11 protein-coding genes are annotated in these 15,020 nt (G+C 36.9%); 10 read left to right on the top strand and 1 reads right to left on the bottom strand.

Annotated features, from left to right (window positions below; genetic code table 11):
- The first annotated feature begins 89 nt into the window (after positions 1–89).
- Positions 90–1,202, top strand: coding sequence for an AI-2E family transporter YdiK (gene ydiK / locus M983_RS15675; protein WP_066753119.1), 1,113 nt, complete (start codon positions 90–92; stop codon positions 1,200–1,202).
- A 453-nt stretch (positions 1,203–1,655) separates the two neighbouring features.
- Here the strand turns inward: ydiK and ppsA are convergent, their stop codons facing one another.
- Positions 1,656–4,028: a phosphoenolpyruvate synthase gene (gene ppsA, locus M983_RS15670; RefSeq protein WP_066753116.1), complete on the bottom strand. Its 2,373-nt coding sequence runs from the start codon at positions 4,026–4,028 to the stop codon at positions 1,656–1,658.
- Positions 4,029–4,242: 214 nt separating this feature from the next.
- On the opposite strand from ppsA, the gene ppsR reads away from it, so the two are divergent.
- The 9 genes from ppsR to M983_RS15630 all read left to right on the top strand — a co-directional run bounded on the left by ppsR (position 4,243) and on the right by M983_RS15630 (position 14,824).
- Positions 4,243–5,109: a posphoenolpyruvate synthetase regulatory kinase/phosphorylase PpsR gene (ppsR, locus tag M983_RS15665; protein WP_066753113.1), complete on the top strand. Its 867-nt coding sequence runs from the start codon at positions 4,243–4,245 to the stop codon at positions 5,107–5,109.
- Between the two features lie 121 nt (positions 5,110–5,230).
- Positions 5,231–6,280, top strand: a complete 1,050-nt coding sequence (locus M983_RS15660; RefSeq protein WP_066753110.1) for a 3-deoxy-7-phosphoheptulonate synthase — start codon at positions 5,231–5,233, stop codon at positions 6,278–6,280.
- A 317-nt stretch (positions 6,281–6,597) separates the two neighbouring features.
- Complete coding sequence (gene hemP, locus M983_RS17175; protein WP_074388192.1) at positions 6,598–6,780, top strand: hemin uptake protein HemP; 183 nt, start codon at positions 6,598–6,600, stop codon at positions 6,778–6,780.
- Between the two features lie 81 nt (positions 6,781–6,861).
- On the top strand, positions 6,862–9,006 hold the full coding sequence (locus M983_RS15655) for a TonB-dependent receptor domain-containing protein (RefSeq protein ID WP_066753108.1): 2,145 nt from the start codon (positions 6,862–6,864) through the stop codon (positions 9,004–9,006).
- A gap of 72 nt (positions 9,007–9,078) precedes the next feature.
- Positions 9,079–11,106, top strand: a complete 2,028-nt coding sequence (locus tag M983_RS15650; RefSeq protein ID WP_066753104.1) for a TonB-dependent hemoglobin/transferrin/lactoferrin family receptor — start codon at positions 9,079–9,081, stop codon at positions 11,104–11,106.
- A 42-nt stretch (positions 11,107–11,148) separates the two neighbouring features.
- On the top strand, positions 11,149–12,198 hold the full coding sequence (locus M983_RS15645; protein ID WP_066753101.1) for a hemin-degrading factor: 1,050 nt from the start codon (positions 11,149–11,151) through the stop codon (positions 12,196–12,198).
- Positions 12,199–12,213: 15 nt separating this feature from the next.
- Positions 12,214–13,029: a heme/hemin ABC transporter substrate-binding protein gene (locus M983_RS15640; protein ID WP_066753098.1), complete on the top strand. Its 816-nt coding sequence runs from the start codon at positions 12,214–12,216 to the stop codon at positions 13,027–13,029.
- Positions 13,029–14,033, top strand: a complete 1,005-nt coding sequence (locus M983_RS15635; RefSeq protein ID WP_066753095.1) for a FecCD family ABC transporter permease — start codon at positions 13,029–13,031, stop codon at positions 14,031–14,033. The genes M983_RS15640 and M983_RS15635 overlap by 1 nt, the downstream gene beginning before the upstream one ends.
- Positions 14,030–14,824, top strand: coding sequence for a heme ABC transporter ATP-binding protein (locus M983_RS15630; RefSeq protein ID WP_066753093.1), 795 nt, complete (start codon positions 14,030–14,032; stop codon positions 14,822–14,824). The genes M983_RS15635 and M983_RS15630 overlap by 4 nt, the downstream gene beginning before the upstream one ends.
- Positions 14,825–15,020: the final 196 nt, after the last annotated feature.

The raw sequence follows: 15,020 nt of genomic DNA, 5'->3' as shown, positions 1-15,020 counted from the left end.
GGCAAATTGCGTGGTGATATAAACAACATGATATTGCAATGTCGATTTATCTGGTTCTAGCATTTTTATTCGTGTAGGGATTTAAAATCATGGAAAAACCCCAAGTTCATACAGATATACCTAAAATTCTATTTACTGTTATTTTTATTTCTTTTCTTATTATCGCTAGTTTTTGGATCTTAACCCCATTTATTGTGGGTTTTATCTGGGCTGGAATGATTGTTGTCGCAACATGGCCTTTATTACTCATTTTTGAGAAAAAAGTAAAACATCGCTGGTTATCGACAACGATAATGATGATTTTAATATTATTGGTCTTTGTTATTCCTATTATTCTATTAGTCAGTAGTGTTATTGATAATAGTGCGCCATTAATTGAATTAGCGAAATCGCCATCAGATATTAAACCGCCTCAATTATTGTGGCTAAATGATGTCCCGCTTGTAGGAACTAAACTTTATGACGCATGGCACTCTGTTTTAGCATCAGGTGGCAATTCATTAATGGCGAAAATACAGCCTTATATTGGACAAGCTGCTAATTGGTTCTTTGCTCAAGCGCTGAATATTGGTCGTTTTGCACTTCATTTAACTGTAATGTTGTTATTTTCTGGCTTACTTTTCTTACAAGGTGAAAAAATTGTTGCCTGGTTACGTCACTTAGCAGTGCGTTTAGGCGGCCAACGTGGTGATGCTGCCCTCCTCCTAGCCTCCTTATCTATTCGTGCTGTTGCACTTGGTGTCGTACTCACCGCATTAATTCAAGCTATTGTCGGCGGTGTTGGATTAGCGGTTTCTGGTGTACCTTATGCAACATTATTAACGGTCTTAATGTTTATTTGTTGTTTAGCGCAAATAGGTCCCTTACTTGTCCTTGTTCCTTCCGTTCTTTGGTTATTTTGGACCGGAGATACCACTTGGGGCATTGTTATGGTTATTTGGGGTGGCGTTGTTGCAACAATGGACGGTGTATTACGCCCTTATTTAATCAAAATGGGTGCAGATCTTCCTATGGTATTAATTCTTACTGGCGTTATTGGTGGAATTTTAACTTTGGGGATGATTGGCTTATTTATAGGTCCTGTTGTTTTAGCTGTTGCAAATAGTTTATTAAACGCATGGATTAATGAAATGCCAAAACCTGATCCTGATTTATCAGAAACAATAGAGTTTATGAATAAGAATTTCATCGACAAAAAATAAATAATAAAAGCGCATATAAGTATCTACACTTAGATGCGCTTTTATTAATGTCCAAACGTTAATGAAAATTATCAATATACGAGTTATTTATTATAAATATAAATTAATTTTTACAAAATGAAACAAAATACATTATTTTAAATCTGTTTGTTACCAGCAAGTTATATTCAAATCCAAATAAAGTTTTATTCTTTTTATTGAGATAATTCTTAGTGAATAATTAACCTATTTCTCTTAATATAAACATCAACGAAACGATTGTTTCATCGGATTAATGATTTGGCCTAATTTAATATTTATATATAAGGCGAGATCATCGAATATAAAATATTGCTGTGTGTAGTCTTTGCCTGTCAGCCCATGATAGGCTTTTTTTTTATCTATTATTCATATAATCAAAAAAAGCTCACTTTAATTTGTGAGCTTTTTATTATCAATAAAAAATATAATTTTTTATTGTGCTAATTTCACCCAAGTTTTAATTACGGTATCTGGGTTTAATGATAAACTATCAATTCCTTCTTCCATTAGCCATTGTGCAAAATCTTCATGATCAGAAGGACCTTGACCACAAATACCAACATATTTACCGTTACGTTTAGCTGATTGTATCGCCATTGACAATAATGCTTTTACTGCATCATTACGCTCATCAAATAACGTAGAAACAACGCCTGAATCCCTATCTAGTCCTAATGTTAACTGTGTCATATCATTGGAACCAATCGAGAAACCATCAAAATGCACTAAGAATTGATCAGCAAGTAAAGCATTGGATGGAATTTCACACATCATAATCACTTTTAAGCCATTCTCACCACGCTTCAAGCCATTGACTGCGAGCTCATCAATAACCTCTTCAGCTTGGCGAACAGTGCGCACAAAGGGGATCATCACTTCAACATTATCTAATCCCATATCATTACGAACACGTTTAATTGCTTCACACTCTAAAGCAAAACAATGGCGGAAATCATCAGAAACATAACGTCCTGCACCGCGGAAACCTAACATTGGGTTTTCTTCGTCAGGTTCATAGATAGAACCCCCTACTAAATTAGCGTATTCATTCGATTTAAAATCGGACAAACGCACAATAACACGCTTAGGCCAGAATGCAGCCGCTAATGTGGCAATGCCTTCTGTTAATTTGCCAATATAATATTCAACAGGTGATTCATAACCCGCAATCATTCCATCAATTTCTGACTTTAATGCTTCTGATTGTGCTTCATACTCTAATAATGCCCTGGGATGTACACCAATCATACGGTTAATAATAAATTCTAAGCGAGCAAGCCCTACACCATCATTAGGTAATCCTGCAAAATCAAATGCACGATCAGGATTGCCGACATTCATCATGATTTTAAGACCAAGTTCTGGCATGTTATCGATTGCGGAGCTCTGAATAGAAAAATCTAATTTTCCATCATAAACAAAACCGGTATCACCTTCAGCACATGAAACCGTCACTATTTGACCATCTTTAATGCATTCTGTAGCATCACCACAACCAACTACAGCAGGAATACCTAACTCACGCGCGATAATTGCAGCATGGCACGTTCTTCCTCCGCGATTAGTCACAATTGCAGAGGCTTTTTTCATGATAGGCTCCCAATCAGGGTCTGTCATATCAGTAACTAACACATCACCTGCTTGAATTTTATCCATCTCACTAAGATTATGAATAATTTTTACAGCACCAGAACCAATACGATGACCAATAGCGCGGCCTTCAATAATCACAGAGCCTGTTTCATTTAATTGGTAACGCTCCATAACTTGCTGATTAGAACGCACTGTTTCAGGACGTGCTTGAACGATATATAAACGCCCATTATGTCCATCTTTTGCCCACTCAATATCCATAGGGCGACCATAATGACGTTCAATTAATATCGCCTGTTTAGCCAGTTCTTGAATTTCGTTGTCAGTTAAAGAGAAACGATTGCGCAGTGCTTCTGGTACATCCTCAATACGGACCTGTTTACCGTGTTCTGTGCTATCAGCGTAAACCATACGAATTTTTTTAGAACCCAAATTACGGCGAACAATTGAGGGTAAGCCTTTATCTAATGTTGGTTTGTGGACATAAAATTCATCAGGATTTACCGCACCTTGAACAACCATCTCACCTAAACCATAAGCTGATGTAATAAAGACTACTTGGTCAAAGCCTGATTCAGTATCGATAGTAAACATCACACCAGAAGAAGCTAAATCAGAGCGAACCATACGCTGTACACCTGCCGATAAAGCCACACCACGATGATCATAACCTTGGTGAACACGATAAGAGATAGCCCTATCATTAAACAATGAAGCAAATACGTGTTTAATAGCAACAAGAATGGCTTCAATGCCTTGGACATTTAAAAATGTTTCTTGCTGACCAGCAAAAGAGGCATCTGGCATGTCTTCTGCTGTCGCAGATGAACGTACAGCAAAAGAAGCCGCCAATTCACCTTCGCTTAAGGTTTGGTAAGCCTCGCGAATATCTTTTTCAAACTGTGCTGTAAAAGGTGTATCAATCACCCATTGGCGTATTTGATTACCCGCTTTTGCTAATTGATGGACATCATCAACATCAACGCTATCAAGCAATTCATAAATACGCTGATTGATACCGCTCTGTTCCAGAAAATCATTAAACGCTTGCGCTGTGGTCGCAAATCCATTGGGAACACTCACACCGAGTTCCGATAAATTTGTAATCATTTCACCTAGGGAAGCATTTTTCCCACCAACACGATCAACGTCGTTCATACCTAATTGGTTATACCAAAGTACATTGCACGGGGTGAGGCTATTGCTGGACATTGAGAACAATCCTTTTTTAAACAATTATGAGAGAGAAAAAAAGAAAACCCGCTGTCAAAACGACAACTAAAATAAGCGTATCACAATGTTATTGTGAATATAGAAAGGTGAATCGATCAACCAAAAAACTTTATTTTTTTATCCTTTATAATTAGTGAAAATGCTTTAGATAATATGGTTTCTTTTGCTAATTCAGCTAAAAAAGGTGTACATGATGATATTAAGCTTGAATTCAATTAATTGTGATAATAATGAACCCATTGATAGGACTGTTTTTTTTATCTCTGATGGTACAGCAATAACAGCTGAAGTGTTAGGGCATGCGGTTTTATCACAATTTCCGCTAAAAATGAAAAGTTATACTTTACCTTTTGTCTCTACAGTAGAAAGAGCTGAAGAAATAAAACAAAAAATTACTGAGATTTATAAAAAAAGTGGAGCAAAACCTTTGGTGTTTTATTCTATTATAAGCCCTGAAGTAAAAGAAATAATAAAAAGCAGTGACGGTTTTTGTCAGGATATAGTGCAATCATTAGTCTCACCGCTTGAAAAAGAGATGAATATTACAGCTTCTCCTAAATTAAATAAAACATACGGTTTAACAGAAAAAAATCTTAGTAAATATGATGCTCGTATTGCGGCAATTGAATACACACTCTCTCATGATGATGGAATTTCTTTACGAAATCTCGACCAAGCACAAGTTATTTTAATTGGTGTTTCTCGCTGTGGTAAAACGCCCACTAGTTTATATTTAGCCATGCAATTTGGTATTCAAGCTGCCAACTATCCTTTTACTGCTGATGATATGGATTTCTTAAAGCTACCTCCTGAATTAAAAGAATATCAGCATAAATTATTCGGTTTAACTATCGCGCCTGAGCGCCTTGCTGCTATTCGTAGTGAAAGAAGAGAAAATAGTCGTTATGCATCTATTCGCCAATGTCGAATCGAATTAGCTGAGGTTGAAGCGCTATTTAGAAAAAATAATATCCCTTATCTCAATACAACAAATTACTCTGTTGAAGAAATATCAACTAAGGTAATTGATTCTATGGGATTAACAAGAAGGATGTTTTAAATACAAAAGATATTATTTTTATTCTCTATTCATTGATAACGCTGTTGAAATTAGCTGAATTTCGTTTATTGTGATCTTAATCACGGGTAGATCTTACCTTGTATTTTTATTGAGAAAAATTATGTTAAAAACAGACGAACTTCGGACAAAGGCGTTAGATAGTCTGGTCACACCGGAAACACTGGCGATAGAGTTTCCTATCTCTCAAGAGATAAGCAACAATATCACATCAGCCCGTCAACGGATTGAAGCCATTCTTTCAGGTGAAGATAAACGTCTTCTTGTTATTGTAGGCCCATGTTCAATTCATGACCCCAAAGCGGCAAAAGAGTACGCAACTAAGCTCAATCAACTAAAAACACATTATCAAGATCGCTTAGAAATTGTTATGCGTGCTTATTTTGAAAAGCCTCGCACTGTTGTAGGCTGGAAAGGCTTAATTTCCGATCCCTTCCTTGATAACTCTTGTAATATTAATGAAGGAATTCGCATTGCAAGAAAACTACTTATTGAAATCAATCAACTTGGTTTACCCACTGCCACTGAATTTCTTGATATGGTGACAGGGCAATATATTGCAGATTTAATTAGTTGGGGAGCGATAGGCGCAAGAACAACAGAAAGCCAAGTCCACCGTGAAATGGCATCAGCCCTCTCTTGTCCTGTTGGTTTTAAAAATGGTACTGATGGCAATACCCGTATTGCTATTGATGCAATACGCGCAGCAAGAGTCAGTCATACCTTTTTATCACCAGATAAACATGGTCAGATGACAATTTATCAAACCAGCGGTAACCCTTATGGCCATATTATTTTGCGTGGTGGTAAAAAACCTAATTATCACGCAAGTGATATTGCTGATGCGATTGATGCGTTAAAACAGTTGGATTTGCCAGAACATTTGGTTATCGATTTTAGTCATGGCAACTGTGAAAAAATTCATCGTCGTCAACTCGAAGTTGCTAGAAATATTGGTGAACAAATCAAAGATGGATCACAAGCGATAGTCGGTGTTATGGCTGAAAGCTTTTTACAAGAAGGCACACAAAAAGTCGTCCCCAATAAATCACTTAACTATGGTCAATCTATTACAGACCCTTGCTTAAGCTGGGAAGATACTGAACAACTTCTTGAGTTACTCGCTCAAGCTGTTGATAGCAGATTTAAGTAATATAACATCTTCTATATTTGTTTTAAAAATAGTAAGGAGAGTGAAAGTTCTCCTTATTATTCATGTAAGGTATAACATTATATCTTATCGCTTTTTGATCTCTTCAATTTTGTATTGCCCCTTTCCTTTTTTTTACTCCCTCTGACTTTATTTATAATTTTAATAAATAAAACTGTTCTAAATTTCAACCGTTCCTGACTAGTTATTCACATTATGATCTGAATTTACATTTTTGAGTTAAAAAAAGCTTGTTTAAAGAAATTTGTTAACGATAATGATTATCATAACTATAACCCTTATCAACTCTATATATAGTAATGAATAAAAAGACTAATAATTTAGATATATCTTCATTAAAACGGGAAACAGACTCTCCAATAATTCACTCAATAAATAGTTTGGAATTATTGGGTAAAGATGGCGTGGTTTACATTCAACATAACGGAGAGTTATACCAGCTACGTCAAACAAAAGCAGGAAAATTAATTCTGACTAAATAGTCACTCTTTAACAATCAATTGCAAGCCACCAACTTTTCAGTTAGGCAGCCAGCACAATAACTCCATATACAAGGACTTTCTATGGATATTTATGGTATGTGTATGCTGAAAAAACAATTCAAATATTCTGGTATAGCAACCGCGTTTTGCCTGTTATATCCCTCTATTGCCTCTGCACACACTGAACATAGTACGGAAACACTCACCGTTATTGGTCATCAAGCACAAATCGCAACACCTGATTTTCATACAACGATAGAGAGTACAACGCCAGAAGCACAAACCAGCGCAACAGCAGGTGCATTACTCAAAAATGTTACAGGCGTGACGGTATCGGGTACGGGTATCGCAAACGGTAGCAATATCTTAATGCGTGGTTATGACCAAAAAGGCGTAAAAATTATTGTCGATGGCATCCACCAGCCTCTTGAAAACACAATGAATAATTTAGGTGGATTATTTATAGAATCTTCTTTAATTAAACGTGTCGATGTTAAGCATGGCTCCTCTTCAATACGTTATGGCGAAGGTGCTATGGGCGGTGTCGTCTCATTTAATACTCTTGATCCTCAATCTATTTTAGTCGGTGACAATAAATTAGGTGCAAAATTATTCAGTGCTGTTTCTACCGCTGATAGACATTTTACTTATGGTGGTGTCATTGCGGGTAAACATGATATTGCAGAGGGTTTATTGGCTTATAGTCAGCGTCAGCGAGGTGCTATACGCCTCGCTGATGGTAATGATATGGATAATAATGAGCATATAAAGAATTACTTTATCAAAGCCTATCTTTACCCAACAGAAAATCAAACCTTTATCTTTGCGGGTCGCCATTACGATAATGAAGGTGAACAACGCCAAGTATTACATCGTATGGGTGGCTATGGTAGATATGAAAGCAATCAAATGGCGCGTAGCACACAACAAAAAAATTACTCAATAACGCACCATTTAGCACCAGAATCTCATCGCTGGTTAGACTTAACGACATACCTCTATTATTCACAATTTAAAATTAATCAAACTTATCTTACTGATAATTCATCATCAGGCAAAGTTGGCCTAGAAGAAAAACGCACTCAATCTACTTATGGGTTAAAAAGCGAAAATCATTTTACGTTTCATTTATTTAATGACTTACTCAGCCAATCTGGATTTTTTGGCGTTGAGGGTTACGAACAAAAAATGATATCTGATGACAACGCCAAGAATTTTCCATTGGCTACGATGCGTTATGGCGCAACTTGGGTACAAAGCACAATCAGCACACCCTTATTACCACTCTCGTTAAGTGGTGGTGCTCGTTATCATTATTATAAAAATAATCCTAATGATGAATTAGATGAATTCTTTAATAAGAAAACGACTATTCAAGCATTAAAACACGCAACTGATTATCAAGGCATTACAGAAAATATTGCCCTAACCTTTACGCCAACTAATTGGTTACAGCTTTATTCTTCTTATTCAACGGCATTACGTGCACCGACACTTTCTGAAATGTTTAATGATTCATTCCATTTTAAAGCTTTTATGTGGAAGGCGCACTGGGTCCCTAATCCTCATTTAAAACCAGAAAGAAATAGTACATGGGAGTATGGTACTCGCCTTTCATTTAATAATTTATTAACATCTAACGACAATTTAGTGCTTAAAGCTGCCTATTTTGATACTACATCAAAAGATTATATTACTTACGGTCCTTGGCATACAAAAACAATTGCAGGCCTAATAAATCTACAAGCCTTTAACATACCTAAAGCATTAATTGAAGGTATCGATATGAGTTTGCGTTATACCCACCCTTGGCTTTCAGTAGGATTAAATTACAACCGCACTAAAACGTTGGAATTAACGACATTTGAAACAATTTCCCCTGTTCGCCCTGAAACGTTAACCGCATTTGTTCATATTCCTGTAGCAACAACGCCATTTTCCTTGGGCTGGTCAGCACAATTTGCTAGCAAAACAGCAAATAAAGGAACTCATGTTGGAAAAGCAAAACATGTTAAAGGAAAGCAAACTAACCGCTTACAAGAACTTATTCAGCAATATCCTGGTTATGGTATTCACGATTTTTCAATAAGTTATCAATCACAAAAAAATAAAGATATTCAAGCCGCTTTGGTGCTCTCTAATGCGTTTAATTATGAGTATTACTCAGCAATGGGCGTACCACAAGAAGGCAGAAATATCAAAATGTCTATGAGCTATCGCTGGTAGATGAGGAGCAATGATTTATATAACAAAGGGCTACCTAAATGTAGCCCATTAAAATAATGGAGATTTACCTGCATGTCTCAGTCATCCATATTAATCAAATTTAGTTTTCTAGCTTTAGCCGTTTCTTCGGCTTGTGCTGTTGCACAAGAAAAGGCAGAGACTGAAAATGAGAAAAAAACAGAGGTTCTTACTGTTTATGCAACGGGTAATGAGCGAGATAGCTTTACACTCCCAATGATGTCCACAGTGATTAAAAATAATACTGCATGGTCAGAAACAGCAGGAAGTGCTTCTGAATTACTACGTCATGTACCTGGTGTTTCTATTTCGGGTGCAGGTCGTACTAATGGTGAAACTGTCAGCATGCGCGGATATGGAAAAAATGGAATACTCACTTTAGTTGATGGAGTACGTCAAGGAACTGACACGGGTCATATCGATAGTATTTTTATTGACCCTTCGCTTATTCGCCAAGTTGAAGTTGTTCGTGGTCCTTCAGCGCTTTTATATGGCAGTGGTGCTTTAGGTGGTGTTATTGCCTACGATACGGTTGATGGCAGTGATTTATTACGTAAAGGTCAACGTGGTGGTGTACGTGTATTTGGCTTAGGTAATACCGCACAACATAGCCAAGGCTTTGGTATGACTGCATTTGGCAAACAAGATAATCTTGATGGACTTGTTGCATTCTCAGCAAGAGACAAAGGCAATACTCGTTATGGTGGCGGTTATCAAGCTGACAATGATGAAACTATCTTCAATTTGTTATCTAAAGGCCGTTGGCTTATCGATGATAACAATACGTTAAGTGGTCAATTACGTTACTACCACAACAACGCTAATCAGCCCAAAAATCCACAAGCCGCTGATAATCCATCTGCATCTAATGTACAAACTGATCGTACGACGACGCAAAAAGATGCACAGTTAACGTATCAATTTAATCCATCAGATTTACAATGGGTGAATTTAAAAACACAAGTGTATTATAGCGAAGTCGATATTAATGCAAAAACCGTGAAAAATGGTTTTGAAGGCCGTGAACAAAAGACATACGGCTTAAAAGTTGAAAATCGCTCTCGTTTAGGTATGAATAGTTTTGCCTCTCACGGCTTTACTTATGGTGGTGAAGTTTATAAGCAAAAACAATCACCAAGTCAAAATACAGAAAGCTTTCCGCAAGCCGATATTCGCTTTATGTCTGGTTGGCTACAAGATGAGGTCACATTGCGTGATTTGCCAGTATCACTCATCTTAGGTACGCGTTTTGATAAATATAAAAGTCAAAACGATCATTATGATGATATTACTGCCGATAAATGGTCATCCAAAGGCGCTATTAGCATCACTCCAACTGATTGGTCAATGCTATATACCTCTTATTCTCAAGCATTCAGAGCACCAACTCTGGGTGAAATGTATAACGATTCAAAACATTTTGATGCTCCCTTCCCTGGTGCACCAACAAACTACTGGCGCCCTAACCCAAATTTAAAACCTGAAACCAATTCAACAACCGAATATGGATTTGGTTTTCAATTCGACGACTTATTATCTAGTAATGATAATCTGAAAATTAAAGCAGCCCATTTCAATACGCGTGCAAAAGATTATATTGATGCAGATGTTGCAATGTTTCAGGGATATACACAATCAACGAATATTCCAAGAGCAACTATTTGGGGATGGGATATTTCTATGAGTTATGAATCTAATCTATTTAATTGGGATTTAGCGTATAACCATACCAAAGGTAAAGATAACGCAACAAATGCCTCAATAACGTCTGTAGAACCCGATACTTTAACAAGTCGCTTAGATATTCCTGTACCAAGTACTGATTTTTCTGTGGGTTGGTTGGCTCAATTCACAAAACACACTGATTTTACAAAACATGACCGCTTTAATCGCCCGGTTAATCGCCAACAAGCGGGTTATGGCGTGAATGATTTTTATGTTCGCTATGAAGGTAATGCTTCATTAAAAGGACTAACAACATCTGTTGTTCTCAGTAATGCTTTTGATAAAACTTATTACTCTTCAGCAGGTATTCCTCAAGAAGGCCGCAACGCAAAAGTACTAGTTAGTTATCAATGGTAATAATAAGTAAATTAATATATGAACGATATAATAGGAGTTTCTGTGAATACATCTCTTTATGAGAGCTACCTGCAAGCCAAAGCCGATAAAAAAGCGTCATATGCACGTGATTTAGCAACTTACCTCAATGTGAGTGAAGCTGAACTGACACATGCTCGTGTTGGTCATGATGCAAAACGCTTACGCAACGATGTTCGCGAGATATTAACAGCACTCAGTACTGTTGGTGAAGTAAAAGCCATTACGCGTAATGATATCGCTGTTCATGAACATCTTGGTGAAGTTAAAAATGCTCGATTTAATGATCATGCGGGCCTTATTCTTAACCCTCGTGAGCTTGATCTACGCTTCTTTTTCTCTTATTGGACATCCGTGTTCGCACTAACAGAAGAATCTTCAAGAGGTGTTCGTCACAGCATTCAATTCTTTGATATGCATGGAGATGCACTTCATAAAATTTATGCCACTGATAACACAAATATGCAAGAATGGGATTCTATTATTCAATCATTCTTATCAGAAGATAATCCTGCCTTAGAAATCAATGTTGCAGAGCCTTTCACCGACAAACCTGTGAGTGATGAACTCGCACAACAAATTGAACAACAATGGCGTTCAATGACGGATGTTCACCAATTCTTTAAATTATTAAAAGACAATAATCTTAGTCGTCAACAAGCATTTAAAGCGGTTAGTGATGATTTAGCTTATCAAGTTGATAATAATGCATTAAAAACATTATTAGAAACTGCTCAACAAGCCAAAAACGAAATTATGATTTTTGTTGGTAGTCGTGGATGTGTTCAGATATTCACAGGAACAATTGATAAACTGGTTCCTCATCAATTTGAAAACAGCGAACAAATTTGGATTAATGTTTTTAATCCTAAATTTACACTTCATCTTATTGAAAGTGAAATAGCAGAGAGTTGGGTAACACGCAAACCAACTGAAGATGGTTTTGTGACTAGCCTTGAAATTTTCGATAAAAAAGGTCAACAAATTGCTCAGCTGTATGGTCAACGAACAGAAGGTACAGCAGAGCAGCAGCAATGGCGTGAACAAGTTAATACTCTCGCCAAAATTGCATAATCGGAGAATGATGTAATGAAAAAATGGCTTCTTTTGACTCTGTGCAGCATGATGACTTTTATCACGTCAGCAAATGAACGCATTGTCACGATTGGTGGTGATATCACAGAGATTGTTTTTGCACTAGGTGCGGGTAATGAGGTTGTTGCCAGAGATAGTACAAGCTTAATTCCTGAACAAGTAAAAGCACTACCCGATGTGGGTTATATGCGGATGTTAAACCCTGAAGGTGTCCTTTCTGTCAAACCCACGCTTATCATTGCGAGTGAACTAGCAAAACCCTCTTTAGCATTAAAACGCATAAAAGAAGCGGGAGTGCGGGTAAAAACACTCACAGGGAAACACTCATTAGAAGCCATTAATGAAAAAATAGATGTTATCTCGATACTATTAAATAAGCCGAAAGAAGGTGCGCAATTAAAAGAGGAAGTGACGCAATCTATTGCCAAAGTCTCCACCAGTCCTATTGATAAAAAAATTATTTATATCATGAGCCATGGTGGTGCCATTCACATGGCTGCTGGCCAAAATACAGCAGCAGACACAATTATCACCTTAGTTGGTGGTAAAAATGCAATGCAAGGCTTTACCGGCTATAGACCTCTTTCTCAAGAAGGTGTGATTGCAAGCCAACCTGATATTTTATTAGTGACAACCGAAGGCCTTAAATCCATTGGTGGAATTGAAAAAGTATGGAATTTCCCTGGCATAAAATACACGCCAGCAGGAAAAAATAAACGCTACGTTGTTGTTAATGATATGGGGTTACTAGGCTTTACGCTTTCAACGCCTGATGTTATGTATCAAATTCGTCAAGCATTGGAGCAATGATGTTTCGTTCCCGTTCACATTGGGTAAGTCTTCTTACCCTTTTTATTTTGCTTGTTATCGTCACATTAGTGTCAGTTAATAGCGGTGCATTAGCACTTTCATTCCATACACTTTGGTACCGTTCATTTGATGATATGGAATGGCAAATTTGGCTTGATATTCGCTTACCTAGAGTCTTATTAGCTATTCTTGTTGGTGGTGCTTTAGCTATTTCAGGTGCCATAATGCAAGGGCTTTTTAGAAATTCGCTTGCTGACCCTGGATTATTAGGAATTAGCAGTGGCGCGGCATTAATGGTTGCTGTTGTGATTATTCTGCCCTTTTCTTTCAGCCCTGCTTTTGCCTTTTATAGTCATATTATTGCTGCATTTGTAGGTGGCTTAATTGTTGCGATGATTATTTTTTCTTTGCATCAATTTAGCGATGGTAATTTAGCAAGATTATTACTCGCAGGAATTGCTATTAATGCCTTGTGTATGTCTTTTATCGGGGTATTAAGCTATATCAGCACAGATCAACAACTTCGTCAGTTTTCACTTTGGATGATGGGATCTTTAAGTCAGATTGATTGGAAAACATTAGCTATAGCAACAGTGATTATTATTCCTGTTAGTATACTTGCCTGCTGGCAAAGCCATAAATTAAACCTTTTACAATTAGGTGATGAAGAAGCACATTATTTAGGCCTTAATGTGAGAAGAACCAAATTTATCTTATTACTTCTAAGTGCCATATTAATAGGCTGTGCCGTTGCCTTAAGTGGTGTGATTGGTTTTATAGGATTGGTTATTCCGCATCTTATCCGTATGCGAATAGGCAGTAACCATGTTTGGTTATTACCGGCCTCTATTTTAGGTGGCGCAACCCTGTTATTAGCAGCAGATACTTTTTCAAGAACTTTAGTTTCTCCTGCTGAAATACCTGTTGGTTTAATTACAGGTCTTATTGGTGGCCCTTATTTCCTTTGGCTTATTTTACGACAACCAACAGGACGGATGTCATGATAACAGCACAGCAAAAACCATTACTTTATGGAAATAATCTTACCTATAAAATTAGCGAAAAAGTCATTATTAATGATGTTTCTATTGCCCTTAATTCTGGCGAATTAGTGACAATCATTGGCCCCAATGGAGCAGGTAAATCTTCCTTATTACGCTTATTAACTGGTTATACGACACCGACTCAAGGTGAGTGCTATTTTAAAGACAAACTATATTCTCAGTGGAATAGCCAAAAATTAGCTAAAAATCGTGCCGTAATGCGTCAAAATAGCCAATTGTCATTTTCGTTTTCTGTTGAAGATGTTGTGGCGATGGGAAGAACACCTCATGGACAACAAAATAAGCAAATAGCAATAGAAACCGCCTTACTTCTTACCGACTGTATAAAACTAAAAGATAGAGATTTTCGACAATTATCGGGTGGTGAGCAACAACGTGTTCAGCTTGCTAGAGTACTTGCACAATTATGGCATCCACAAGCTGAAAAATCTGCGCTATTTCTCGATGAGCCGACATCTGCATTGGATCTTTATCACCAACAACAAAGTTTACGTTTGCTAAAAAAGTTAACAAAAACACAAGATCTTATGGTGTGCTGTGTACTTCATGATCTTAACCTTGCCGCCCTTTATGCTGATAGAATTTTACTTTTGCACCAAGGAAAATTGGTTTGTGAAGGAACACCCGCTAATGTATTGACAACTGAAAATATTGAAAAATGGTATGGTGCTGATGTCAATGTTAATCAACATCCTGAGCATTCGCAGCCTCAAGTTTTCTTAAAACCATAAACAATTGTTATTAACAATCATATGTTTTTCATTTAAACATTGCTGTTGTTAAGAGCCTTATAATTATTGATTAAGCCACAATTTAGACATCTATCTAGATTGTGGCTTAATTATTTTCTCATTTGTAACTATTTAGTTAAAAATCAACCCACGTAGTACCACTAAAAAACATTAATTTATCTAATTAATAATTTAT

It is taken from the genome of Proteus myxofaciens ATCC 19692 (assembly GCF_001654855.1).
GTDB classification, from domain to species: Bacteria; Pseudomonadota; Gammaproteobacteria; order Enterobacterales; family Enterobacteriaceae; genus Proteus; species Proteus myxofaciens.
Note: the sequence above shows the minus strand (reverse complement) of the source record. Positions and strands in the feature narration are given on the sequence as shown.